Genomic DNA, 24048 nt, shown 5'->3' on the forward strand with positions numbered 1-24048 from the left:
AACGGCACGTCAAGCCCGCCCGGCACCGGCCCGCCCGGAACCCGTCCGCCGCACCGCGCGGCGGACGAGCGGGCCGTCCACCGCCGCCACCAGCCAGTCGAGTTCGGCCACGCCGACGCACACCCGGTTCCTCAGGACGCCCACCCCGTCGATCGCCGTCTCGACCACGTCACCCGCGCGCAGCGTGAAGTCGAGCTCCGGGACGATGCCGGTGCCGGTGGACAGCACGGCGCCGTCGGGGAACGGCTGGCAGCGCCACAGGTGTCGGGCCAGGTCTTCGGGGGAGCGGTGGAAAGCGGCCGTGGAGACCGTGCCCCGGAACGCGGCGGCCTCGTCCCGCCACACGGTCAGCGAGATCTTCAGCGCCCGCGCGTCCTCGACCTCCCACGCCGGGACGATGCCACTGGACACCGCCGCGCTCCCGGCGTAGATCTTCGCCTGCGGGAGGTAGAGCGGGTTCTCGCCCTCGATCGACCGCGAACTGACGTCGTCCACGATGACGTAACCCACCGTCTGCGCCGCCTTGTTGAGGACGACGCCGAGTTCCGGCTCGGGCACGTTCAGCTCGGAGTCCTCGCGTACGGCGATCGGTTCGTCGTCGGTGACCACGCGCCACGGCAGGGCCTTCAGGAACAGTTCGGGGCGGTCGGCGTCGTAGACCCGCTCGTACACGGACCGTTCGGAGCTCTCCTCGACGCGGGCCTCCCGCGAGCGCTCGTACGTGACCCCCGCAGCCCACAGCTCCATCAGGCCGTCCATCGGGGGCAGCAGGAGTACCTCGGCCTCGGCGGCGTCGGGCCGCCGCTCGGCGGTCGCCGCCACCAACTCCCGTAGCGCGTCGACCGGAAGTCGAAGAAGGTCGCCGATGCGGGGCGCCCCCTCGAAGGCGCGGATCGCGCCGGAGGTGTCGGCGATCCCTGTGCGTATGGAACCGGTGTCGTCGGCGAAGCGGACGATGCGCGTCATACGGGTCCCTTCCTCGGGGTGTCGGGGGGTTGAGTGCGCCGGTGCCTCATGCCTCAAATGGCTCCACGACAGTAACCGGACAACCGAGGAACGGAAGCCCCATGCCCCAGTCAGCAGTCAACGGTTCGGCGGTCATCGGCGTGGACATCGGTACGTCGAGCAGCAAGGGCGTCCTCGTCGCCCTCGACGGCACCGTGCTCCACACGGCGGTCCGCGAGCACGCCGTCGACCGCCCGGCGCCCGGACACGTGGAGATGCCGGGGCAGGTGTGGTGGGAGGAATTCGTCTCCCTGGCACAGGAGATGACCTCCCGGTTCGACGGTGACGTGGTCGCGGTCGGCGTCAGCGGCATGGGGCCCTGCGTGCTGCTCACCGACGCCGACGACACCCCGCTGCGGCCCGCGATCCTGTACGGCGTCGACACCCGTTCCGTAGCGCAGATCGAGCGACTGGAGCGGGAGTTGGGGGCCGACGAGATCGTCCACCGCTGCGGCTCGCGGCTCACGTCGCAGGCGGCGGGCGCCAAGGTGGCGTGGGTCGCGGACGAGGAACCGGAGGTGTTCGCGCGCGCCCGCCGCCTCTACATGCCCAGCTCGTGGCTCGCCCGCAAGCTCACCGGCTCCTACGTCCTCGACCAGCACTCCGCCAGCCAGTGCACCCCGCTCTACGACACCCTCGCCCGCGACTGGTACGCGCCCTGGGCCGAACACATCTGCCCCGGCCTCGAACTCCCGCCGCTGCGCTGGTCCGGCGACGCGGCCGGTACTGTCACCGCCGAGGCCGCCCGTGCCACGGGGCTGCCCGCCGGTATCCCCGTCACCACCGGCACCGTCGACGCCTGGGCCGAGGCGCTGAGCGTCGGCGCGCACACCGTCGGCGACCTGATGCTGATGTACGGCACGACCATGTTCCTCGTGCACACCGTGCCCGAGCTGCTGCGCGACCCGGCGTTGTGGAGCACCGTCGGCGCCCTGCCCGGCACCCGCAACCTCGCGGGCGGCATGGCCACGTCCGGCGCCGTCACCAGCTGGCTGCGCGACCTGTTCGGCGACGCCGACTACCCCGAACTCCTGCGCCTCGCCGAGAAGTCGGGGCCCGGCGCGAACGGCCTGCTGATGCTGCCGTACTTCGCGGGGGAGCGCACCCCCGTCGACGACCCGCGCGCCCGTGGTGTCATCGCCGGACTCACGCTCGGCCACACGCGCGGCGACCTGTACCGGGCCGCACTCGAAGCCACCGCGTTCGGTGTGCGGCACAACATCGAGGCGTTGGAGGCGGCCGGTGGTGACATCCGCCGGGTCGTCGCCGTGGGCGGCGGCACCCAGGGGCGGCTGTGGACGCAGATCGTCTCCGATGTCACCGGCCGTACGCAGGAGGTGCGTACGACATCCGTCGGCGCCTCGTACGGCGGCGCGCTGCTCGCCGCCCGACTCGTCACCGACGACGCCCGTATCGACGACTGGAACCCGGTCGCCGAACGCCTCGCCCCGCGCCCCGAGGCGACGGCTCACTACGACCGGCTGTACGCGCTGTACCGCGACCTGTACCCGGCGTCGGCGGACGTGGCACACGCCCTCGCCGACCTCCAGACCCGCTGACGCCGCCGCACACGCAGAAGGTCTTCTCAGGCGAGCGCCGGGGCGGGAGCGGGCAGGTAGGGGGTGATGTTGCGCCAGGCGCGCTCGATGTACTCCTCCTTCTCGCCGACAGGGGCGACATAGTGCAGCGCGCCCTCGGCGGCTTCGTGGCCCGCGAGCCGGGCGATGATCCAGCCGGCGAGGTAGTGCGAGGCCAGGCAGCCGCCGGCGGTGGCGATGTTGTCCTTGGCGTAGAAGGGCTGGTCGAGGACCTCGACGCCGGCGGCGACGACCCACGGCTTGGAGGTGAGGTCCGTGCACGCGGGGACGTCCTTGAGCAGACCGAGCCTGGCCAGCACGAGCGCACCGGAGCACTGCGCCGCGATGAGCTGCCGCGAGGGGTCGAGGCCCCGCAGCACGTTCATGATCGCCGGGTCTTCGGTGACCTCGCGGGTGGCGATGCCGCTGCCGACGACGACGGCGTCGGCGGCGCACGCCTCCTCAAGCGTGGACATCTGCTCGACGACCACCCCGTTCATCGACGTCACCTTGGGGCTCGGGGTGGCGATGGTGACTCGCCAGTCGTCGGACTTGATGCGGCCCAGCACTCCGAGGGCGATCAGGGAATCGAGCTCGTTGTAGCCCTCGAAGGTGAGGATGGCGATGTGCACGGCGGCTGTCCTTTCCTGGCGATCGGGACACGACTCGGAGTCGACGGTAGGAACCCGCGAGCAGGACAGCCAAAGAATTGTCATGGATACAATCCGGCGCATGGCGGCACCCCGGTACAAGAAGCTGGTCGACGCGCTCGCGTCCGACATCCGGCACGGTCGGCTCGCCCCGGGGACGCGGCTGCCGACCCACCGCGCTCTCGCCGCCCGCGAGGGCATCGCCGTGGTGACCGCGACCCGCGTCTACGCCGAGTTGGAGGCGATGGGCCTGGTGAGCCGGGAACAGGGGCGTGGCACGTTCGTCCGGGACATCGCGGTCCCCGCCGGACACGGCATCGACCAGCAGGCCGTCGCCACGGGCGCCGTCGACCTCAACTTCAACTACCCGTCGCTGCCCGGCCAGTCCGACCTCCTGCGGCAGGCGCTGCGCGACGTGGCCGGCTCCGGTGACCTCGACTCGCTGCTGCGCTACCAGCCGCACCGGGGGCGACCCCAGGACAGGGCCTCCGTCGCGCGCCACCTCGTACGCCGGGGAATCACCGCCGACGCCGACCGGATCCTCATCGCGAACGGCGCCCAGCACGGACTGGCCGTCACCGTCATGGCCACGCTGAACGCCGGAGACGTCGTCGCGGTCGACGCGCTCACCTACCCGGGCTTCAAGGTGCTCGCGCACGCCTTCCACCTCGACCTGGAGCCCATTCCCTGCACCACCGAAGGGCCGGACCTCGACGCCCTGGAGAGACTGTGCGCGACCCGCCCGGTGCGCGCGATCTACACGATGCCCACCCTGCACAACCCGCTCGGCCGGGTCATGCCGGACGCCGACCGCACCCGCCTGATCGGGATCGCCCGACGGCACGGCCCGCTCCTCATCGAGGACGCCTCGTACGCCTACCTGGTCGAGGACCCGCCACCGCCGCTGGTCGCGCGCGCACCGGACATCACCGTGTACGTATCGGGACTCTCCAAGAGCATCGCCACCGGCCTGCGGGTCGGCTTCGTCCTCGCCCCGCCGGCCATGGTCCCGTCCCTGGAACGCGCCGTCCGGGCCACCACCTGGAACACCCCGGCGCTCACCACCGCCATCGCCTGCCGCTGGCTCGACGACGGCACGGTGAACCACCTGGAAGCGCAGAAGCGGGACGACGCCAGGGCCCGACAGGCGATCGTCCGGGAGGAGTTGGCGGGCCTCCCGCTCGTCGGCCACCCCTCCTCCTACTTCACCTGGCTGCCCCTGCCCGACGACGCACGCGCGGACCGCCTGACCGCCACCCTCGCGCGACGGCACATCTCGGTCACCACGGCGGAGCCGTTCACCACGTCGACGCACACACCACAGGCGCTCCGCCTCGCCCTCGGCTCGACCGACCTGGACAGCCTCCGGGCGACGCTGCGCACCGTGCGCGGCGTCGCCGTCGAGGACGCCTACACCTGAACCCGGTCCCTACACCTGAATCCGGCCCCTACACCTGAACCCGGTCCCCGGCCCCTTCGTCGGCGGCCGTGGTCCTGAGCGCCGACCTCCGCCGCCCGAACGCCAGGTACAGGGCGGCCGCGAGCGCCAGCCAGCCCAGGAACAACGTCCAGGTCAGGCCCGGCAGTTGGTACGCGAGGTAGCCGCAGGCCGCGGCGGTGAGCACCGGCACCAGCGGGTACAGCGGCACCCGGAAGGGGCGCGGCGCGTCGGGCGCGATGCGGCGCAGCACCACCACCGCCGCGGCCACCGCCACGAACGCGATCAGCGTGCCCATGCTGGTGAGGTCGGCCAGCTCCTGGAGCGGCACGAACCCGGCGAGCGCGGCCACCGCGACACCGACGATCCACGAATTGGCCGCCGGGGTGTGCCGCTTGCGGTCGACCCGGCGGAACACCTGCGGCACCAGGCCGTCGCGCGCCATGGAGAACAGGATGCGGGTCTGCCCGTACAGGGTCACCAGGACGACGCTGAAGATGGAGACGACCGCCCCCGCCGACAGCACGAGCGCGGCGGTCCCGGACCCGGTCACCGACGTGAGGATCGACGCGAGCACCGCCTCGCCCGACGCCTCCTGGCGCGCGAACGCCCCCTCGGGCTGCGCCCCGATACCCGCGACCGCGACCAGGATGTACAGCGCCGTCACCACGACGAGCGTGAGCAGCAGCGCGAGCGGGATGGTGCGGCGCGGATTGCGGACCTCCTCGCCCGCAGTGGACACCGCGTCGAACCCGACGTAAGAGAAGAACACCGCCGAGGCCGCCGCCGTGATGCCGCTCATGCCGTGCGGCGCGAAGTCGGCGAACCGGTCGGCCTGGAACGCGGTGAGCGCCACCGCCGCGAACATCACGAGGACGCCCAGCTTCACGCACACCAGGACGGAGTTGACCAGCACGGACTCCCGGGTGCCGCGCGCGAGCAGCGCCGTGCACGCGAGCACCACCACGATCGCCGGAATGTTCACCACGCCGCCCGCGCCCGGCGGTTGGCTGATCGCGTCGGGCAGCGTGACACCGAACAGCGCGTCCGACACCTCGTTGAGGTACTGGCCCCAGCTCACCGCGACCGTGGACACCGCCACCCCGTACTCCAGGACGAGACACCACGCCACGAGGTACGCGATGCCTTCACCGAGCGAGGCGTACGCGTACGAGTACGTGCTGCCCGCCACCGGGATCGCCCCGGCCAACTCGACGTAGCACAGCGCCGCGAGCGCGGCGACCGTCCCCGCGATGACGAACGACAGCACCACACCGGGCCCTGCCGTCGGCACACTCGTCCCGAGGACGAAGAAGATGCCGGTGCCGAGCACGGAGCTGATCCCGAGCAGCGTGAGCCGCCCGAGACCCATGGAGCGTTCCAGGCGGGGGCCCTCCTGCCCCGCGCCCTCGGCGTCCGCGACGATGCTGTCCAGAGGTTTGCGGCGGCACAATTGACTGGCCACAGGGCCCATGGGTCCTCCTGTACGGCGAATGGGAACGCGAATGGAACGCGATGGGATCGCGAGTAGAGCGACACGTGGTCGGTGAGGGTGCGGATCCTTCGGGACCCGCCGCCCCCGCACATTGGCCGATCGGCACAAGAGCCGTACGGGGTGTTGGCCGACGGCACAACCCGGCGGTGCCACCGGCTGTTCGATCATGGTGTGCGCACTCTCGCGGCCGCCCGGCCGCGCCGAAGCGAAGGAGATCAACCGTGCCCCTCGACCTCGCCGCCGACGTCGTCGCACTCACCGAGGCACTGGTCGACACACCATCCGAGAGCGGCGCCGAGGGCCCCCTCGCCGACGCCGTCGAGGAGGCGCTGCGCGCACTGCCGGGCCTCGACGTGCAGCGGATCGGCAACTCCGTCGTCGCCCGCACCGACCTCGGCCGCCCCGAACGGATCGTCATCGCCGGGCACTTGGACACCGTGCCCGAGGCCGGGAACCTCCCGGCGCGCCGCGAAGGCGAGCGGCTCTACGGGCTCGGCGCCTGCGACATGAAGGGCGGCGTGGCGGTGGCCCTGAAGCTGGCCGCCGAGGCCGCAGGCAAGCCCCTGGCGCGCGATGTCACCTTCGCCTTCTACGAGTGCGAGGAGACCGTCGGCGACCGCAACGGCCTCGCGGTGATCGCCGCCCGCCGCCCCGAACTCCTCGACGGAGACCTGGCGTTGCTCCTCGAACCCTCCGACGGCGGCGTCGAAGCCGGCTGCCAGGGCTTCCTCCTCGCCGACATCGTCGTGCCGGGGCAGCGGGCGCACACCGCCCGCGCCTGGATGGGCAGCAACGCCGCACACCTCGCGGGCGAGGTCCTCACCCGGCTGCACGCGCACGTCCCGGAGCGGGTCGAGATCGACGGCCTGGAGTACCGCGAGGGCCTCAACGCCGTCGCCGTCCGCGCCGGAGTGTCCTCCAACGTCGTCCCCGACGAGTGCGTGGTCACCGTCAACCTCCGCTTCGCGCCCAGCCGTTCACCCGAAGAGGCCGAGGCGTACGTGCGGGGTCTCTTCCCGGAGTACGAGGTGCGGGTCACGGAGATCGAACCGGGCGCCCTGCCGGGGCTCGACCGGGACATGGCCGCCGATCTGGTGGCGGCCCTCGGTGTCGCGCCGCGCCCGAAGCTCGGCTGGACCGACGTGGCCCGCTTCGCCTCGCTCGGCGTCCCGGCCCTGAACTGCGGCCCCGGAGACCCTCAACTCGCCCACACCCCGGGCGAGTTCGTGCCGATGGCGGAGGTGCGGGAGTGCGAGGAGCGGCTGCGCGGATGGCTGCTCGACGGCGGCCGCAAGGGCTCAGCCTCGTAGGCCCGCCAACGTACGCAACTGAAGCCACAGCACGAGCCGCTGGTCCGGGTCGTCGAGGTCGATGCCGAGCTGGCGCTGTGCCTTGCGGAGGCGGTAGCGGCAGGTGTTGGGGTGGACGACCAAAAGCTGCGCCGCCCGTCCCGCGTCGCAGCCCGCGTCCAGCCAGCAGATGAGCGTACGGGCGTACTCGGTGCCGTGCTCGGCGTCGTACGCCAGAACGTCCCGCCACGGACCCGCGGCCTGGTCCCTGCGGCCGGCCAGGAACTCGCCGAGCACCAGGAGCGAGGTCCGCTCCCGCACCTGCCCGGCCTCCGCGACCTCCCCGGCCCCCAGCACCCGCAGCACCAGATCGGCGTCCTCACGCGAGTCCCTGACCCCCGCGACGCCCGGCGCCGCGTGCCCGAGCCCGGCCCGCACCGGGATCCGTAGCGCCTCCTCGGCCCGGCGCACGATGTCGTCGGCGATCCGCACATGCCGGTCGGCGGCGTGATCGGCGGCGCCGACCACCGGGAGCAGCGCGTACACGACACCGTCGAGGAGCACGCAGGCGTGCTGGCCGTAGCGGGTCTGGCACTGGAGGCGCACCAGGTCGAGCAGGCGCAGCGCCGCCTGCCCGCCGTCCTGCGCGGTCGCCGCGCCCGCGAGCGCGAACGCCGCCACCCGCACCGGGGCGTCCGGCGCCAGGCCCAGGCGGTGCGCGGCGGCGCCCGGCTCGATGGAGCCGTCGAGGAGGCGGCGCAACAGGTCGCTGCTCAGATGCCGGGCCAGCTCGTCGGCGGCCCGCGCCCTGAGCAGCAGCATCGCGGCGGCGGACGCGCCCTGCCGCAGCGCGTCCTCGGCGTCGGCGGCCAGGCCCCCCGTGTCCACCGCCCAGATCGAGCCGAGCAGCTCGCCGCCCGCGCGCACCGTCATGGCCAGGCGCGGCAGCTCCTCGGCCGAGATCCCGTCGAGCCGCAGCGGGCCATTCGCGGCGTACAGGACGCGGTAGTCCTCGTCGTTCTCCGGGCTGCCGGGCACCTGGCGGCCGAGGATGCCCTGCCGCCGCGTCTCGTCCACCGGCTGACCGGGCACCGTCGAGTACGCGAGGATCTGGCGGCCCAGATCCTCCACGGCTATCGCCCCGCCGACCGCCGCCGCGACCGCGTTGGCCAGCGCGAACAGATCCCCGGGCAACGCGTCCTCGCCCAGCGGCGCCGTCCGCGCCCCGTGCGCGCCGATCACGGACGACAGCAGCTGGAACACCTGGTGCCAGGCGGCGTCCCGGTCGGTGGCGAGCAGCGCGGTACCGGCCGATTCGGCACCTGGCACCGGCGCGTCGCCGCGCACCACGACACCCGCGAGCCCGGCCCGCCCGGCGGCCCGCACCAGCGGCCCCGCCTCCTCGCCGCGCACCCCCACCGCGAGCAGCAGCGCTCCCGGCGCCCGCTCCGGCAGCGGCGCGTGCGGATCGTGCAGCAGCACCTCGGTGACGGGCACGGCCAGGCCGTGCGGGGCGGCCAGCAGGCGCAGCGTGGAGCCGCCGAGGGCGTCGAGGAGGTTTCCCAGCGTGCAGGTGTCCATGGGTGAACCTTTCGCCACGGGCGGGGGAGCGGGATTGGCCGATCGCAACAGGCTAGACACCCATGATTGGCCGCCTCCACAAGGCCCTCCCCGCCGCCGCCCCCGAGACTCGTGCCCATGAACGACATGACGACCTCGACCGTCGGCACCGTCGACGACGTCGCAGGACTGCGGGCGGTCGCCGCCTTCCTCGCCGACGTGTGGGGGATGCCCCACGACGCGCCGCCCTTCCACACCGACGTCCTGCACAGCGTCGCCCACGCGGGCGGCGCCGTGCACGCCGCCCGCTCGGGAGGCGACGTGGTCGGCGCCTCGGTCGCGGTGTTCGGGCCGCCGGCCGAGCGGGACGTGTACTCGCTGGCCGCCGCGGCGGGCACCTCCGACCGGGGCATCGGCCACGCCGTGAAGCAGGCCCAGCGCGCGTGGGCCCTGGAACGCGGCGCCCGCACCATGCGCTGGACCTTCGACCCGCTCGTCGCCCGCAACGCCCGCTTCAACCTCGTCAAGCTGGGCGCGGTCGCCAGCGAGTACCAGGTCGACTTCTACGGCCCGATGGACGACGGCATCAACAACGGCGACGAGACCGACCGCCTCACCGCCCTGTGGGACCTGACGGCCGACGCCCCTGCCCCGGTGGAAGAGGCGGACGGCCGCGCCGCCGCGCCCGTCCTCGCGAAGGCGCCCGACGGCGGACCGCTCGCCGTCCGCGACGACACCCGCGTGTGGTGCCGCGTCCCCGAGGACGTCGTCGCCCTGCGCGCCACCGACCCGGACACCGCGCTGCGCTGGCGGCACGCCGTCCGCGAGGTCTTCACCACCGCCTACGCGGAGGGCCTGCGGGCGACCGCGATGTCCCGCGACGGCTGGTACACGCTCACCGTTCCCACCGCCCTCACAGCTTCGGAGGACCAGGCATGAAGATCGAACGCGTAGAGCTGCTGCACATCGCGATCCCGCTGGTCAAGCCGTTCCGCACGTCGTTCGGCAGCGTCGACACCAAGGACGCGTTCCTGCTGCACGTGATCACCGACGAGGCCGAGGGCTGGTCGGAGTTCGCCGGTGACCCCGACCCGCTGTACTGCTCCGAGTTCATCCCGGGCGCCGAGATCGTCATCCGGGACTTCCTGCTGCCGCGCGTCAAGGCACTGCCCGAGCCCCGCGCGGCGGCGGCCGGGGCCGCGATGGAACCCGTCAAGGGCAACGAGCTGGCGAAGGCGGCCCTGGAGACGGCGCTGCTCGATGCCGAACTGCGCGCGTACGGAATGCCGTTGGCCCACTACCTCGGCTCGTCCACCGGTCAGAAGGTCCCCGCGGGTGTCTCCGTCGGCATCAAGAACTCGATCCCGGAGCTGCTCGACGACGTCGAGGAGTACCTCGCCGAGGGGTATGTCCGGATCAAGCTGAAGATCGAGCCCGGCTGGGACCTGGAGCCGCTGCGCGCGGTCCGCGAGCGCTTCGGCGACGACCTCCCGCTCCAGGTCGACGCCAACACCGCGTACACCCTCGCCGACGCCGAACACCTGCGGAAGCTGGACGAGTTCGGGCTTCTGCTCATCGAGGAGCCGCTCACCGAGAACGACCTGCGCGCCCACGCCCGCCTCCAGGAGCGCATCAGCACGCCCGTCTGCCTCGACGAATCGATCCACAGCGCCCGCGACGCCGCCACCGCGATCGCCATGGAGGCCTGCCGGATCATCAACGTCAAACCCGCCCGCGTCGGCGGCTACTTGGAGGCCCGCCGCATCCACGACGTCGCCCTCGCCAACGGGGTGCCGGTGTGGTGCGGCGGCATGCTGGAGACCGGAATCGGCCGCGCCCCCAACCTCGCGCTCGCCGCGCTCCCCGGCTTCACCCTCCCCGGAGACACCTCCGCCTCCAGCCGTTACTACGCAGAGGACATCACCGAGCCGTTCGTCCTCGACGCCGACGGCTGCCTGACGGTGCCCTCCGGGCCCGGCATCGGCATCGACCCGCTGCCCGAGACGCTCGCCCGCTTCACCACCGCCACTCACGTGCTGTGACGGCACGGGCGATCCACTGGCCGTAACCGGTCGGTCCCCACACCGGTCATGTTCGGATCCGGTCTTTCCGGGTAGCGGCGTGACGGTCGCCCCCGGCACGGCTCGACACGGGCCCGCCGCCGGGGGCCGCAACTGTCCGACGACAAGGGAGACTTGGGTGTCAGAGAGCCAGGACCGGATCAAGCGCGCGCACCGACTCGACGGAATCGCGGACCGCATCGACTCGTACTACGGCGACTGGGCGGCCTCCTACGACGAGGACCTGCGGGTCACCGACTACCGCGGGCCCACCGAGCTCGGCGAGCTGTACGGAGCCATGGCGGACGATTACCCCGCGGCGATCGGGGCCGGGTCAGTGGTCCTCGACGCGGGCTGCGGCACCGGCCTCGTCGGCGCGGTGCTCAAGCGGCGCGGCGTCACCGTGATCGACGGCTTCGACCTCAGCGAGAGCATGGTGACCGAGGCCCGCAAGACGGGCATCTACCGCACGCTCACCGGGGGCGTGGACATGAACCGGGGCCTGGTGGAGTTCCCGGACCACACCTACGACGTCACGGTCTCCTGCGGCGTGTTCACCCTGGGCCACGTGCCGCCGACCGGGATCCAGGGAATGCTGCGGGTCACCAAGCCCGGCGGCCTCGTCCTGCTGAGCACCTTCTCGAAGTACCTGGAAGGCTCGGACTTCGTCGAGTACGTGCAGCGGCAGGCGGACGACGGCGCCCTCAAGGTCGTCGAACGGCGCAGGGACGTCCCGTACACAGCCGAAGGGCCCGCGGACTACTGGGCGTTCGAAGTGCTGCGCTAAGAGTCCGGGGCCGGGCCGGTGTCGACGCCGTGTCGGTGGCCGTCGGCGATCTGTAGGTGATCTGTCGTCGGCGGCGGCGAGGGTGGTGCCCATGAACACGGACACCACCCACGTCACGATCGTCGGCGCCGGACTCGGCGGCCTCGTCCTCGCCCGCGTCCTGCACCTGCACGGCATACCGGCCACCGTGTACGAGGCGGATCCCTCGCCGACCGCCCGCTCGCAGGGCGGCCTGCTCGACATCCACGACTACAATGGCCAACTCGCCCTCGAAGCCGCCGACTTGATGGACGAATTCCACGGCATCGTCCTCGAAGGGCGCCAGGCTCTCAGGATCCTCGAACCCGACGGCACCGTCCTGTTCGAGAAGGACGACGACGGCACGGGCGGCCGCCCAGAGGCGCCGCGCGGCGAACTGCGCCGCATCCTGCTCGCATCGCTCCCGGCCGGCACCGTCCGCTGGGGCCACAAGGTGACCGGCGTCCGCACCCTCGGCGGCGGCCGCCACGAGGTGACGTTCGCCGACGGAGCCACCGTCGACACCGGCCTGCTGGTCGGCGCGGACGGCGCCTGGTCCCGGGTCCGCCCGCTGCTCTCCGCCGCCACCCCCACGTACACCGGGAAGTCGGTCGTCGAGACGTACCTGTACGACGCCGCCACCCGGCACCCCGCCACCGCGAAGGCCGTCGGCGGCGGCTCGATGATCGCGCTGACGCCGGGCCGGGAGATCTTCGCCCACCGGGAGCAGGGCGACACCCTGCACGCCTACGTCGGCCTCGCCGAGCCGCGGGACTGGTTCGCCGCGATCGACTTCACCGACGCCGCCGCGGCCACCGCCCGGATCGCCGAGGAGTTCCCCGGCTGGGCGCCGGAGCTCACCGCGCTGATCACCGAGGCCGACGGCGCGCCGTCCCTGCGCCGCCTGCACGCGCTGCCGCCCGCGCACCGCTGGGACCGGGTGCCGGGCGTGACCCTGCTGGGCGACGCCGCCCACCTCGCGCCCCCGAACGGCGAGGGCGCCAACCTGGCCATGCTCGACGGCGCCGACCTCGCCCGGGCCGTCGCCGCGCACCCCGGCGACGTAGAGGCCGCGCTCGGCACGTACGAGGAGGCCATGTTCCGCCGCGCCGCCGAGACCCACGGGGCCGAAGGCGACGAGCACGCGCTGGAGGAGCTGATTACCGGGCTTCACCGTGCGAAGGAGGAGCAGGCGTCGAATAATGCGGAAGTCCGGAGCACCCACACGTAGCGTCACACACGTAGCGCCACACACGTGGCGGCACATCGTGGCGCCGCACACACACGGAAGGGACCGTGCCGTGGCTTCTCGCCTCAACCCGTACATCGCCTTCGACGGCGACGCCCGTCAGGCCATGGAGTTCTACCAGAGCGTGTTCGGCGGCGAGCTCGCCCTGAACACCTTCGGCTCGGCCGGAGGCGGCGGGGCGCCCGCCGACTTCGCCGACAAGATCATGCATGCCCTGCTGGAGACCCCCGACGGCTTCACCATCATGGGCTCGGACACCCCACCGGGCATGAACCGCACCGCGGGCACCAACATCTCGGTCAGTGTCAGCGGCGACGACGCCGAGGCGCTGCGCGGCTACTGGGCCAAGCTGTCCGAGGGCGGCACGGTCGGGGTGCCGCTGGAGAAGCAGGTGTGGGGCGACGAGTTCGGCATGTGCACCGACGCCTTCGGCATCAACTGGATGGTCAACGTCAGCGGCCAGTAACGTCAGTTGATCCCGCCCGGCACGGTCCAGGGGGCGCTGGACCGTGCCGGGCAGTCATGAGGACGTCAGACGGCGGCGCGCCGCCTGCGTCGCAGGGTGAGGTACGTGCCGGTGGCGCCGGTCGCGAGGAGGGCCGCCACGCCGAGGCCGACCGGGAGCGCGGGGGATTCCTCGCTCGTCGCGGCCGTGTTCTCCATCTTCGGCCCCGGTGTGATGTGCGTGGTGACAGGGGCGACGGCGTGCGCGGCGCCCTCGGACTTCACCGAGCCGTCCGGATTCAGGAGCAGTTGCCTGTTGTTGGGGTGCTTGAAGTCGAACATGCCGGACAACGAGCCCGCGGAGGCGTCGAAGGAGTGGTCGCCGATCCGTTCCGTGCCCCAGTTGTCCTCGATGAACCGGGTGATCGACGCCTGGTCGGTCAGCGTGTGGTCGACCTTGTCGACCTTGCTGTACGGGGAGATCACGAGCAGCGGCTGCCGGGTCCCTGGACCGCAGCGGTCCTGGTAACCCCCGGCCGCCGCAGGGCCGTTCTGGCAGGCGGGGGAGTCGGCGGCCTTGCCGTTGGAGCCGACCGTGGTGTCCTTCGAGCCGTTGCGCGGAGTGATGTAGGCGTGGTCGTACCAGCCGTCGGAGTCGTCGTACGCGACGACCACCGCGGTCGACTTCCACTGCGGTGAGCTCTGCACCGCGTTGATCTGGTTCACCAGGAAGTGCTGCTCGTCGACCGGGTCGGAGTACCCGGCGTGCCCGTCCTGGTACTGGCCGGCCTTGACGAAGCTGACGGCCGGGAGGTGTCCCGACTTCGCGGCGGCGGAGAAATCGGTGAGGTCGTAATTGTGGTTGGCGCGGCCCGCGTGACCGATCTCCGCGACGCTCGTGGGCGCCAAGTGGTGCGGATTCGCCGTCGACTTGTAGTACGCGAACGGGTTGTGGTGCGGGCTGTAGTCGAGGGTCGAGGCGCCGCCTACGTTGGCGTGCGCGCTCTCGCACTTCGCGTACGTGCCGTCGTCCGCGCCGTTCCACGCGCTCGTCGGCCGGAAGCCGCCCTGGAACCAACCCCAGGACACCTTGCGGGAGTTGAGCCGGTCGCCGATGTTCTTGCCCCGCATCACGGCGAGCGCGTTGGTGGAGGTGTGGTTCTTGTCGGAGCAGTCGTCGTACGCCGGGTCCGGGTCGTTGATCATCGTGCCGACGCCGTGCGCGTCCGGCGACTGGACCGCGGTCTTGTCCGGTGTGTCCGTCTGCTTCGGGTCCTCGGTGCCGGAGGCCGGGTCGGTGGAGATGACGCCGTGCGTGTTGCCGGAGACCAGGTTGATGGCGCCGGGCGTCGAAGGGCCGTAGTTGGAGTTGTAGGAGCGGTCGCTGAGCGCGTAGTGCTGGGCGTAGTTCCACAGCGCCGTGACGGTGTTCCCGTCGAAGTAGTCCATCACCAGGCCCGGTTCGCCGAACAGGCCGCCGCTGCACTTGTCGACCTCGGTGTTCTGCACGAACCGGTCGGCCGGGCCGCCGTTGTACGCGTACTGCTCGGGGCCGTAGGAATGGTTCTGGTCGCAGGTCACGGCGTGCTCGGGGGAGAGCCGCTTCGGGGCGTACTGGTTGGGGTTCTGCTTCAGCAGGCCCGCGTGCGCGAGGGTGTCGATGTTCTTCGGTGTGTCCTTGGACGGCGTGAACGTGGTGCCGTCGGTGTTCGCGGCCTTCGGATACGTCGCGAAGTAGTGGTCGAAGGAGTTGTTCTCGTCGAAGAGGACGACGACGTGCTTGATCGGGGTGGCGGTCCCGGAGTCGGGCGTCGCGGACCAGCCGGGTGCGGCCCCGCCGAGCACGGTGAGCGCGGCGGCTCCCGCGAGCGCGCTCAGGCTTCGTATCACCGATCTGCTGCTGGGCATGCGCGTACCCTGACACTTACGTGAGCCCTGCATCTATGGCGTATGGCCGAGCTTGACCACCTGTTGACCGCTTGTGAGCGGAAGTTTTCCGGAGTGCTGAGCCCCGCTTGGTGGGCGCCTCAGGAGAGCAGCGCGCGGCCGTACCAGTCGTCCGCGTCGCGCACCCCCGGCAGCGCGAAGAAGTAGCCGCCGCCGAACGGGGAGATGTAGTCGGTCAGCGGTTCCCCCGCGAGCCGCTTCTGCACCGTCTCGAACTGCCGCCGCACGTCCCGCTGGTAGCAGCAGAACAGCAGGCCCATGTCGAAGTTGCCGTTGGCGTCCGTGCCCAGGTCGTAGTTGTACGCGCGGCGCAGGATCCGCTGGCCGCCGGTGCCCGGGGTGCGGGGGTTGGCGAGCCGGATGTGCGCGTCGAGGGGGATGACGTCGCCCTTCGGGTCGTCCACGTACTTCGGCGCGTCGTGCTCCGCGTCGCCGTCCAGCGGGGCGCCCGAAGCCCGGGACCGGCCGAACATCCGCTCCTGTTCGGTCAGCGACACCCGGTCCCAGAACTCCACCAACATCCGGATGAGCCGCACCACTTGATAGCTCCCGCCGACGGCCCACCCGGGCTCGCCGTCGCCCTCGCCCACCCACACCAGGCGGTCCATCGCGCGCGCGTCGGCGGTGTCCGGGTTGGCGGTGCCGTCCTTGAACCCCATCAGATTGCGCGGCGTCCCCGAAGGGCGCGGCGGGCTGGTGAACCCGTCGACGCGCCAGCGCACTTGGAGCGCGCCGCGCGTGTGCCGGGCGAGGTCGCGCAGCGCGTGCAGCACGGTGTCCCGGTCGTCGGCGTGCAGTTGGAGGCTGAGGTCACCGTGGCACCACTCGTCCCTGAGGTCGTCGTCGGGGAAGACCGGCATCGCGGCGAGCCGGCGCGGCCCGCGCCCCGTCAGCCCGAACCGCTCGTCGAACAGCGACGCCCCGACCCCCACGGTCACCGCGAGCGCCCCGCCCGGCAGCCGCTCGCCGAGTACCCCCGAGTCGGCGGGCGGTGCCGTGATCCCGACAGGGCCCGGCACCCCGCCGGAGGTGAGGAACCGGGCACGGTGGGTCAACGTGCGCAGCGCGTCCGCGAGTTCGGCCCGGCCCTCGGCGGTGACGTCGAAGGACACGAAGGCGGTGGCCCGCCGCTGCTCCGCGACCACGGACGCCTGCCTGGCGCCGTGGAAGGGCGCGACAGGTGTGACCGGCAGGGTGGGTGCGACCGGGGGCGCCGCCCCGCCCGCCCCGAGCCCGACTCCGGCGACGGCGGCACCCCGCAGGAATCCGCGCCGCCCGACGCCGCCGGCGGCCGTATGCGGCGTCACGCCGTCCCCTCTCAAGCCGTCCTCCGTGGGTCGCACAGCGTCGCGATCGACGCGAGCCGTTCCACCAGGTCGCCGAAGCGCGCGTCGACCCGCTCGCGGCGGGCGTGGCTCACGTCGTCGAGCGCGGGCCAGTGCCCGTCGTGCCGCAGGCCGTCCAGAGTGGTACCCGCGCGCTTCAAGTCCCCTTCCAGGGAAGGGAGATGCGGATAGCGAGAGGTGAGGATCGGGTGCAGACGGGACAGCACCTCGCGCGTGCCGTCCACGTTCGCCCGCGCCGTCGCCAGGTTCGTGCCGCTGCCGAAGTCGGTACGGCCGGTCAGCTCGAACTGCACCGTGTTCTCCAGGATCTCGTGTGCCCGCAGACCCAGTTGCGCCGGATCCATCCGGGCCTGCGCCCAGTCGTCGCGCAGCGTTTCGAGCGCCTTCAGCAGCGCCGCCGTCGGGGCGCGCAGCTCGTGCGCCGACGCGTCGTGCCACAGGCCGTACTCGACCCGGTGGAAGCCGGTGAAGTCCCTGTCGTGGGCGCCGTCCGGCAGACCGGCGTCGGTGCCGTTGATCCGGCCGTCGGCGTCGCCGAACGCGTCGTAGGCCGCGCCCAGACGCTCGTACTGGAGATGCGCGGGCAGCCACGCCGTCCGCGCCGCGCCGAGGTCGCCCCGGTCGACGGCGGCACGCAGCGTGCCCGTGAGCCGGACCACCTTGTCGAGCCCCGCCCCGACCCACTTCTGGTAGGCGATCGCCGGTGGGATCAGGTCGTGCGTGGTGACCGGCGCGGCGGCGGGACCCGGACGGCCCCTGCCGATCCGGACCGTGGGCCCGGTGACCGAGTCCGCGTCCTCGGGCACGCACTTGAAGGCGTACGCGCCCCTGCCGAGCCGCACCGTCAACTCCCGCGTCGTACCGGGGCCGATGTCCTCCACCTCGCCGAACACGGCGTGGTCGCGCGGATCCTCCAGGAGTACCTCGGCGGAGGCGGCCGAGGTGTTGTGCAGCGCGAAGACCTGCACGCCCGGCGCGGGCGCGGACCAGCCGCTGCCGCAGTGGCCGGAGGAGACCTCGATGGTGGTGCGGCGAAGGGCGCCGCGCGAGGAGGTGTCACCGTCGTGCGGCTCGCGCACCAGCACGACGACACCGGCGATCAGGAGGCAGAGCAGCAGACAGAGCAGCACGGCGAGGGCCCCGCCCGCCCACCGTGCTCCGCGCCGCCGGAGCGGGCCGGGCAGCGGCATCCGGGCCTCCTGGGGGTCGTACGGTGCGGGACGGCCCGATGGTAGGCGGCGACCCCCGAACGTACAGCGGGCCAGCGGGAATCATGACCAAGAGTTGGACTTGGATTCACATCGCCGGACGTGCGCGGGCGTGTGATTGACTGGCCCGCATGGCCCCGTCCCTGTCCCTGCCCCCGTCCCCGCACCGGTCGGGCCGGTCATGACCGCAGAGCCGATGTCGGCCACCCGCCCCCGCAATCGCAGGCAGCTCATCGTCGAGGCCGCCGGTCGGCTGTTCAGCGCGCGCGGCTACCACGCGGCGTCCATGGAGGAGATCGCCGCGGGCGTCGGCATCACGGCGGCGGCCCTGTACCGGCACTTCCCCAACAAGTACGCGCTGTTCTCCGAGTGCGCGCACGCCATGGTGGACGGGCTGCTCGCCACGCTCGACGAACTGCCGCCCGACGCCAGGACCGAGGACCTGCTCACCGCCCTCGTCCGGATCACCGTGAAGCGCCGCGCGGAGGGCGGCGTGTACCGGTGGGAGGCCCGCTACCTCAACCACGAGGACCGCAGGCTGCTGCGCGGGAAGTTCGCCCGGGTCGTCGGCCGGGTGACCGAGGCGGTACGCCGTGAGTTCCCGGCGGACGGTGTGGAGTTGCGGGTCGTCGCGGCGCTCGGCGCGATCGGGTCCATCACGATGCACCGCACGTCGATCGCGGGGCGCCGGGCCGAGGGCCTGCTGGTGGACTGCGCGCTGCGGCTGGTCGCAGAGGAGGCGGCCCCGCTGCCCGTCGCGCCGGGCGGCGCGCGGGCCGTCGAGCTGCCGGCGCTCCCCGTGGCGCGCTCCCGGCGCGCGGAGATCCTCGTGGCCGCGATCCCGCTGTTCGCCCGCGACGGCTTCGCCAACGTCACGAACGGCCAGATCGCCGAGGCCGTGGGCCTGGCCCCGTCCGCGCTCTACCGGCACTACCAGGGAAAGGTCGACATCCTGGCGGCGGCCTGCCTGCAGGCGGCGGGCCTGCTCGCCCAGGCGGTGGACCGGAATCTGCGCGAGATCGCCGACCCGCACGAGGCGATCGTGGCGCTGACGGCGACGTACGTGGCGTACAGCTTCGAGCACACCGAGCTGACGAGCGTCGCCGAGGCGGAGTTCGTGGGCCTGCCGGCCGAGTCGCAGCGGCCGCTGATCCTCGCGCAGCGCGAGCACATCGCCGTATGGGAACAGCAGTTGAGGCGCGCCCGCCCCGAGCTCGACCCGCGGCAGGCGCGCGTCCTGGTGCACGCCGGATTCGGAGTCGTCGTCGAGGCCGGGCGGAGCGTGCGGTGGCGGGACACCCCCGGACACCGGGCCACCGTGACCGGCCTCGTGGTGCGGGCGCTGGGGCTCTGAGCGGGAGAGCGGCAGCCCCAGCGCCCGCCTTTCTTTTTTTGGGGAGGGGGAGTGGTCAGCCCTGCCGGTTGTGCGTCGGGATCACGATCGGCGTGGTCTGCCCGGAGGCACCCTTGTTCAGGAACGCCATGGCCAGCGCGCGGATGAACTGGTCGAACATGTAGAACGCGCTCGGCGCGACCGGGTTCAGGCCCTCGCGGAACAGGATGAAGGCCGGCCACACGGTGCGGACCAGGGTCGCCGCGGCGTAGTCCCGCTTGAGGCCGAGCCAGTCGCCGATCTGGTCGCTGAGGACGTAGCGCACGAACTCGTTGAGGAAGCCGCGCGTCACCCCGAGGTCGACCTGGGCGGTCAACCCGAGGAGATCCTCGGCGAGTTCGATGCCCTCGGTGGTGGGGGAGAGGATCGGCGTGAGCACCTGCGCCGACTGCTTGTGCGCCTCGTCCCACGACTTCGGGATGTACTCGGTGTGCACGCCGAGCAGGTGCAGGGCGACCTGCCAGCTGTGCAGGAACGCCTCCTGGTCCTCCGCGTTGAACGGCACCTTCCAGTCGAGCAGCTTCCGGTGCACGAACGTGCCGAGGCTGTGGAAGGTGACCAGGATGTCCGCGTTGCTGATCGGGATCTTCTGGTCCGCGACCGCCGACCAGTGCGGCGACTGCGGCAGCATGTGCCGCACCGCCGCGTGCACCATACGGGTCTTGTTGGCGGTGACGATGAACTGGCCCTCGGGCTCGAAGCCCTTGAGCTGCGCCAGGTCGTAGCCGAACGTGAAGGTCTTCGCCGCGCGGTCCTGCATGTCGGCGCCGCCCGCCGACCAGTACACACTCTTCGCCTCGCGCGGGATCACGGTGCTCATGATCCCGCTGCCGAGCCCGTAGAGCATGAAGAGGTACGTGTCCTTGCGCCGGTTGAAGTCGGCGGCGCGCGCCAGCTTCTTCGGATCCGCCCAGCTGGGCAGCTTGTTGACCCCTTGCAGGTACGTGCGGAGCTCGGCGGGCAGACCGCTGGGCAGCGGGTCGCCGTTGTTCACCCACGGCTCCATCGCCTTGTTGACCGCCGGGACCTGCCCGCTGGTGATGATCTTCGCCATCAACGGGTCGATCGCGTCGTCCCACACGTACTCCGGATCGGTGCCCGCGCCGGCTCCGGCGACCGAGCCCGTCGGCGACCACGCCCACGCGCTGCTCGCCGTGCCCGTCGCGCCGACGAGCCCCAGCGCGGCACCGAGCGACAGTACGTTCCTGCGGCTCAGATTTGTCATTGACTTACTCGCTTTCCTGGTCGTCCGGACGGTTCAACAGGCCCGTCAATGCTTGGGATTGGGGCCTGTCGGCACGCTTCAAATCTTGTTCCAGGATGTGATTTCCGATTAACATAGCGAGGCACGCAGCCATCGACAAGAGAGTCGACAAGAGTGCCGTCAGGGCACGAGCGAGGAGCCGCATGACCACGGAGCAGGCCCGGCCGGGCTGGGTGACGGAGGAGCTGACGGCGCGATGGTGCGGATGGGTGCGCCGGGACGCGAAACGTGACGAGGGCCGCGAGGAGGGGGACGGGGTGGAGCCACTGTCCGCGGTGGCCCCGTTCGATCTGTCGCCGATCGCGGCCGTTCCCACCTGTACGCCGGATGACGTGGCGCAGGCGGTGGCGGGCGCACGCGCGGCCCGGCCGCAGTGGGCGCGCATGTCCCTGAAGCGGCGCGGCGAGACCGTACTCGCCTTCCACGACCTGCTGTTGAAGCGGCAGGACCAGGTGCTCGACCTCATCCAGTGGGAGACCGGCAAGGCCCGCTACCACGCGTGGATGGAGGTCGCGCAGGTCGCGACGATCGCCCGGCACTACGCGCGGCGCGCCGGACACTATCTGGCCCCGCGCCGGGTGCGCGGCATGGTGCCGGGTGCGACGAAGGTCAGGGAGGTACGGGTGCCGAAGGGCGTCGTCGGCGTCATCTCGCCCTGGAACTACCCGCTCTACCTCGGCGTCGGCGACGTACTCCCGGCCCTCATGGCGGGCAACGCCGTGGTCTCGAAGGCCGATTCACAGACCGCGCTGACGCTGCTGTGGACGCGGGACCTGATGGCCGAGGCCGGACTGCCCACCGACCTGTGGCAGATCGTCACCGGGTCCGGGAGCGTCGTGGGCACGGCCCTCGTCGACGCCGCCGACTACGTCTGCTTCACCGGCTCCACCACCACCGGACGCTCCGTCGGCGAACGCGCCGCACGCCGCCTCGTCGGTGCCTCCCTCGAACTCGGCGGCAAGAACCCGCTGATCGTGCGCGCCGACGCCGACCTCGCGGCAGCCGCGGCGGGCACGGTGACGGCGGCCTTCGCCAACACCGGGCAGATGTGCATCCACATCGAGCGCGTCTACGTGCACGAGAAGGTCTACGACGCGTTCCGCGACGAACTGGAGCGCGCCACACAGGCATTGAGGCTCGGCCCGGCCTACGACTACTCGACCGACATCGGCTCCCTCACCTCACAGGCCCAACTCGCCTCCGTACAAGCACATGTGGACGCGGCGGTCGACAAGGGCGCCACGGTCCTCGTCGGCGGCAGGCCCCGCCCCGACCTCGGCCCGCTCTTCTACGAACCCACCGTCCTCGAAGGCGTCACACGTGACATGGACGTGTGCGGCGACGAGACCTTCGGCCCCGTCGTATCCCTCTACCCCTACGCCTCCGACGACGAGGCGGTGACCCTCGCCAACGAAGGCAACTACGGCCTCTCGGCGTCGATCTGGTCCAAGGACACCCGCGCAGCGGCCCGCCTCGCCGGACGGATCCGGGCCGGTTCGGTCAACATCAACGACGGCGCCGCGGCCGCCGCAGGCAGTATCGAGGCCGGGATGGGCGGCATGGGCGACAGCGGTCTGGGCAGGCGGCACGGCGCCGAGGGCATCCGCAAATACACCGAGAGCCAGACGGTCGCCACACAGCGACTGCTGCCGCTCGGCCCGACGAAACCGGAGGAGAACGCGGTGCAGAGCTTCATCCGCCGTACGAACGGCCAACTGGCCCTGCTGCGACGGCTGGGGGTGCGATGAGCACGGCGGTGGGCCAGCGGTGGCGTACGCTCCGCGCGGCGGACGGGCCCCTCGACCCGGACGAACTCGACGCCCTGTGGGCCGAGTTGGCGCCGGTCGACGCGTCGGAGATCCTCGGCGCCTGGCGCGGATTCGCGTTCCTCACCGGTCACCCGATCGAGAAGGTGCTGGCCGCGAGCCGCTGGCACGGCAAGCGGTTCGACGCGCTCGACGACTGCAAACCGCTGATCTGCCGCGCCGACGACGGCAGCCTCTACTCCGACACGAAGGCGGGGCGCGGCGAGGCCGGCCTCTGGAACGTCGAGTTCCGCGGCGAGGTCACCGCCACGATGGTGTACGACGGGATGCCCGTCCTCGACCACTTCAAGCGCGTCGACGAGAACACGCTCATGGGTGTCATGAACGGCAAACCGGGGGTCGTCCTCGCGGACGGCCGGCACTTCTACTTCGGCCTCGAACGCGAAGCCGGCGCCGCCGCATGAAGACATCGGTACTGCTGTCACGCGGCGGCGCCGACACCGCCCGCACCGCCCTCGTCGAGGCCGACCTCGACGAGCCGCGCCCGCACGAGGTGGTCGTCCGGATCGAGGCCGTCGGCGTCTGCCACACGGACCTCGTCACCCGCAGGGCACTCGGCGACCGCCCCGCCGTACTCGGCCACGAGGGGTGCGGCGTGGTGGAACGGCTGGGCGCTGACGTCGACTCCCTGCACGTCGGGGACCGGGTCGTGATCTCCTTCGCGTCCTGCGGACGGTGCGCCCAGTGCCGCTCCGGACACCCCGCCTACTGCGCCCTTGCGACCCAACTCAACAACTCGGGACGCCGCCCCGACGGCAGCCCGACGATCCGGGTGGGCGGCACCCCCGTGTTCGGCGCGTTCTTCGGCCAGTCGTCGTTCGCCACGACCGCGCTCGCCGACGCCCGCGCCTGCGTCCCGGTCGGCGACGTACCGCCGTGGATCGCCGCCCCACTGGGCTGCGGATTCCTGACCGGGGCGGGCGCGGTGCGCAACGTGCTGCGACCGGGGCCGGGGGACCGGGTCCTGGTGGTCGGGGCGGGCGCGGTCGGCGGCGCGGCCGTGCTGACCGCGCTGTCCGAGGGCGCCGAGGTCGTCGTCGCGGAACCGGTCGCCGCGCGCCGCGCCCTCGCGACCCGGTTCGGCGCGCACGCCGTGGCCTCCCTCGACGAGCCGCTCCCCTCGGTGACCCACGCCCTCGACACCACGGGCCGCCCGGAGCTGCTGCGCCGCGCCCTCGCGCTGCTCAAACCGCGCGGCACGCTCGCGGTGGTCGGCCTCGGCCCCGCGAACGCCGACATCGACGTACGCGACCTGATGCTGCGCGGCCTGCGACTGCGCGGCTGCGTCGAGGGCGACGCGCAGCCGTCCCGTCTCGTGCCCGAGCTGATCGACCGCTACCAGGCGGGGCGGCTGCCGCTCGACGAGCTGGTGACGACGTACGGCCTGGGCGACTTCGACCGGGCGGTCGCGGACCAGCGGGCCGGTCTCGTGGTGAAGCCGGTGCTGCTGCCCGGGGGCTGACCGGTCCCCGTCCGGGTGCCGCCCCGGGAG

General features: G+C 72.1%; 20 protein-coding genes. 12 read left to right on the plus strand and 8 right to left on the minus strand.

Translation table 11 applies throughout. The annotated features are described in order from the left end of the window. Positions 1 to 9 precede the first annotated feature (9 nt). Positions 10 to 966 (minus strand): fumarylacetoacetate hydrolase family protein, encoded by a 957-nt coding sequence (locus RBJ65_RS22605; RefSeq protein ID WP_306318972.1) that lies wholly within the window; start codon positions 964 to 966, stop codon positions 10 to 12. Positions 967 to 1067: 101 nt separating this feature from the next. On the opposite strand from RBJ65_RS22605, the gene RBJ65_RS22610 reads away from it, so the two are divergent. Continuing rightward, positions 1068 to 2564 carry an FGGY-family carbohydrate kinase gene (locus RBJ65_RS22610; RefSeq protein ID WP_306318973.1) on the plus strand — a complete coding sequence of 499 codons (1497 nt, stop codon included), beginning with the start codon at positions 1068 to 1070 and terminating at the stop codon, positions 2562 to 2564. Positions 2565 to 2590: 26 nt separating this feature from the next. Here the strand turns inward: RBJ65_RS22610 and RBJ65_RS22615 are convergent, their stop codons facing one another. Further along, positions 2591 to 3214 (minus strand): DJ-1/PfpI family protein, encoded by a 624-nt coding sequence (locus RBJ65_RS22615; protein ID WP_306318974.1) that lies wholly within the window; start codon positions 3212 to 3214, stop codon positions 2591 to 2593. Between the two features lie 100 nt (positions 3215 to 3314). On the opposite strand from RBJ65_RS22615, the gene RBJ65_RS22620 reads away from it, so the two are divergent. Continuing rightward, on the plus strand, positions 3315 to 4652 hold the full coding sequence (locus tag RBJ65_RS22620) for a PLP-dependent aminotransferase family protein (RefSeq protein ID WP_306318975.1): 1338 nt from the start codon (positions 3315 to 3317) through the stop codon (positions 4650 to 4652). Positions 4653 to 4680: 28 nt separating this feature from the next. Here RBJ65_RS22620 and RBJ65_RS22625 read toward each other — a convergent pair whose 3' ends face one another. Next, positions 4681 to 6144: an APC family permease gene (locus RBJ65_RS22625; protein ID WP_306318976.1), complete on the minus strand. Its 1464-nt coding sequence runs from the start codon at positions 6142 to 6144 to the stop codon at positions 4681 to 4683. A 242-nt stretch (positions 6145 to 6386) separates the two neighbouring features. Here RBJ65_RS22625 and dapE point away from each other — a divergent pair, with 242 nt between their 5' ends. Next, positions 6387 to 7475, plus strand: coding sequence for a succinyl-diaminopimelate desuccinylase (gene dapE / locus RBJ65_RS22630; protein ID WP_306318977.1), 1089 nt, complete (start codon positions 6387 to 6389; stop codon positions 7473 to 7475). Here dapE and RBJ65_RS22635 read toward each other — a convergent pair. Beyond that, on the minus strand, positions 7464 to 9035 hold the full coding sequence (locus RBJ65_RS22635) for a CdaR family transcriptional regulator (RefSeq protein WP_306318978.1): 1572 nt from the start codon (positions 9033 to 9035) through the stop codon (positions 7464 to 7466). The two genes, dapE and RBJ65_RS22635, sit on opposite strands and share 12 nt — an antisense overlap. A gap of 117 nt (positions 9036 to 9152) precedes the next feature. Between RBJ65_RS22635 and RBJ65_RS22640 the strand changes: the two genes are divergently transcribed. From RBJ65_RS22640 to RBJ65_RS22660, 5 genes are all read left to right on the plus strand, one after another. After that, complete coding sequence (locus RBJ65_RS22640) at positions 9153 to 9953, plus strand: chorismate synthase (RefSeq protein ID WP_306318979.1); 801 nt, start codon at positions 9153 to 9155, stop codon at positions 9951 to 9953. Continuing rightward, positions 9950 to 11056 carry an o-succinylbenzoate synthase gene (gene menC / locus RBJ65_RS22645; RefSeq protein WP_306318980.1) on the plus strand — a complete coding sequence of 369 codons (1107 nt, stop codon included), beginning with the start codon at positions 9950 to 9952 and terminating at the stop codon, positions 11054 to 11056. The genes RBJ65_RS22640 and menC overlap by 4 nt, the downstream gene beginning before the upstream one ends. 157 nt (positions 11057 to 11213) lie before the next feature. Continuing rightward, positions 11214 to 11861 (plus strand): class I SAM-dependent methyltransferase, encoded by a 648-nt coding sequence (locus tag RBJ65_RS22650; RefSeq protein WP_306318981.1) that lies wholly within the window; start codon positions 11214 to 11216, stop codon positions 11859 to 11861. Positions 11862 to 11952: 91 nt separating this feature from the next. Beyond that, the gene (locus tag RBJ65_RS22655) at positions 11953 to 13110 is read left to right on the plus strand and encodes an NAD(P)/FAD-dependent oxidoreductase (RefSeq protein WP_306318982.1); all 1158 of its coding nucleotides are present in this window, start codon (positions 11953 to 11955) and stop codon (positions 13108 to 13110) included. A 70-nt stretch (positions 13111 to 13180) separates the two neighbouring features. Beyond that, the gene (locus RBJ65_RS22660) at positions 13181 to 13594 is read left to right on the plus strand and encodes a VOC family protein (protein WP_306318983.1); all 414 of its coding nucleotides are present in this window, start codon (positions 13181 to 13183) and stop codon (positions 13592 to 13594) included. A 65-nt stretch (positions 13595 to 13659) separates the two neighbouring features. On the opposite strand, the gene RBJ65_RS22665 is transcribed toward RBJ65_RS22660, so the two are convergent. From RBJ65_RS22665 to RBJ65_RS22675, 3 genes are all read right to left on the minus strand, one after another. Further along, on the minus strand, positions 13660 to 15480 hold the full coding sequence (locus tag RBJ65_RS22665; RefSeq protein WP_306318984.1) for a phospholipase C: 1821 nt from the start codon (positions 15478 to 15480) through the stop codon (positions 13660 to 13662). Between the two features lie 119 nt (positions 15481 to 15599). Beyond that, positions 15600 to 16826, minus strand: a complete 1227-nt coding sequence (efeB, locus tag RBJ65_RS22670; protein WP_306318985.1) for an iron uptake transporter deferrochelatase/peroxidase subunit — start codon at positions 16824 to 16826, stop codon at positions 15600 to 15602. Positions 16827 to 16837: 11 nt separating this feature from the next. Further along, complete coding sequence (locus RBJ65_RS22675) at positions 16838 to 18055, minus strand: EfeM/EfeO family lipoprotein (protein WP_306318986.1); 1218 nt, start codon at positions 18053 to 18055, stop codon at positions 16838 to 16840. A 199-nt stretch (positions 18056 to 18254) separates the two neighbouring features. Between RBJ65_RS22675 and RBJ65_RS22680 the strand changes: the two genes are divergently transcribed. Next, positions 18255 to 19427, plus strand: coding sequence for a TetR/AcrR family transcriptional regulator (locus RBJ65_RS22680; protein ID WP_306318987.1), 1173 nt, complete (start codon positions 18255 to 18257; stop codon positions 19425 to 19427). Positions 19428 to 19482: 55 nt separating this feature from the next. On the opposite strand, the gene RBJ65_RS22685 is transcribed toward RBJ65_RS22680, so the two are convergent. Further along, on the minus strand, positions 19483 to 20691 hold the full coding sequence (locus RBJ65_RS22685; protein WP_306318988.1) for an oxygenase MpaB family protein: 1209 nt from the start codon (positions 20689 to 20691) through the stop codon (positions 19483 to 19485). A gap of 182 nt (positions 20692 to 20873) precedes the next feature. Between RBJ65_RS22685 and RBJ65_RS22690 the strand changes: the two genes are divergently transcribed. From RBJ65_RS22690 to RBJ65_RS22700, 3 genes are read left to right on the plus strand one after another with little or no spacing between them, the layout of a single operon-like run. After that, complete coding sequence (locus RBJ65_RS22690) at positions 20874 to 22478, plus strand: succinic semialdehyde dehydrogenase (RefSeq protein WP_306318989.1); 1605 nt, start codon at positions 20874 to 20876, stop codon at positions 22476 to 22478. Beyond that, the gene (locus RBJ65_RS22695) at positions 22475 to 22960 is read left to right on the plus strand and encodes a DUF4334 domain-containing protein (RefSeq protein ID WP_306318990.1); all 486 of its coding nucleotides are present in this window, start codon (positions 22475 to 22477) and stop codon (positions 22958 to 22960) included. Before RBJ65_RS22690 ends, RBJ65_RS22695 begins: the two co-directional genes overlap by 4 nt. Next, complete coding sequence (locus RBJ65_RS22700; RefSeq protein WP_306318991.1) at positions 22957 to 24018, plus strand: alcohol dehydrogenase catalytic domain-containing protein; 1062 nt, start codon at positions 22957 to 22959, stop codon at positions 24016 to 24018. Before RBJ65_RS22695 ends, RBJ65_RS22700 begins: the two co-directional genes overlap by 4 nt. Positions 24019 to 24048: the final 30 nt, after the last annotated feature.

The organism is Streptomyces sp. KL109B, assembly GCF_030766935.1.
In the GTDB taxonomy this organism is placed as follows: domain Bacteria; phylum Actinomycetota; class Actinomycetes; order Streptomycetales; family Streptomycetaceae; genus Streptomyces.

What these genes read in the sequence shown, in the direction of transcription:
- RBJ65_RS22605 (WP_306318972.1), bottom strand. Translation starts at nt 966, where the DNA reads ATGACGCGCATCGTCCGCTTCGCCGACGACACCGGTTCCATACGCACA.
- RBJ65_RS22610 (WP_306318973.1), top strand. Translation starts at nt 1,068, where the DNA reads ATGCCCCAGTCAGCAGTCAACGGTTCGGCGGTCATCGGCGTGGACATC.
- RBJ65_RS22620 (WP_306318975.1), top strand. Translation starts at nt 3,315, where the DNA reads ATGGCGGCACCCCGGTACAAGAAGCTGGTCGACGCGCTCGCGTCCGAC.
- RBJ65_RS22625 (WP_306318976.1), bottom strand. Translation starts at nt 6,144, where the DNA reads ATGGGCCCTGTGGCCAGTCAATTGTGCCGCCGCAAACCTCTGGACAGC.
- RBJ65_RS22635 (WP_306318978.1), bottom strand. Translation starts at nt 9,035, where the DNA reads ATGGACACCTGCACGCTGGGAAACCTCCTCGACGCCCTCGGCGGCTCC.
- RBJ65_RS22640 (WP_306318979.1), top strand. Translation starts at nt 9,153, where the DNA reads ATGAACGACATGACGACCTCGACCGTCGGCACCGTCGACGACGTCGCA.
- menC (WP_306318980.1), top strand. Translation starts at nt 9,950, where the DNA reads ATGAAGATCGAACGCGTAGAGCTGCTGCACATCGCGATCCCGCTGGTC.
- RBJ65_RS22655 (WP_306318982.1), top strand. Translation starts at nt 11,953, where the DNA reads ATGAACACGGACACCACCCACGTCACGATCGTCGGCGCCGGACTCGGC.
- RBJ65_RS22665 (WP_306318984.1), bottom strand. Translation starts at nt 15,480, where the DNA reads ATGCCCAGCAGCAGATCGGTGATACGAAGCCTGAGCGCGCTCGCGGGA.
- RBJ65_RS22675 (WP_306318986.1), bottom strand. Translation starts at nt 18,055, where the DNA reads ATGCCGCTGCCCGGCCCGCTCCGGCGGCGCGGAGCACGGTGGGCGGGC.
- RBJ65_RS22680 (WP_306318987.1), top strand. Translation starts at nt 18,255, where the DNA reads ATGACCGCAGAGCCGATGTCGGCCACCCGCCCCCGCAATCGCAGGCAG.
- RBJ65_RS22685 (WP_306318988.1), bottom strand. Translation starts at nt 20,691, where the DNA reads ATGACAAATCTGAGCCGCAGGAACGTACTGTCGCTCGGTGCCGCGCTG.
- RBJ65_RS22690 (WP_306318989.1), top strand. Translation starts at nt 20,874, where the DNA reads ATGACCACGGAGCAGGCCCGGCCGGGCTGGGTGACGGAGGAGCTGACG.
- RBJ65_RS22695 (WP_306318990.1), top strand. Translation starts at nt 22,475, where the DNA reads ATGAGCACGGCGGTGGGCCAGCGGTGGCGTACGCTCCGCGCGGCGGAC.
- RBJ65_RS22700 (WP_306318991.1), top strand. Translation starts at nt 22,957, where the DNA reads ATGAAGACATCGGTACTGCTGTCACGCGGCGGCGCCGACACCGCCCGC.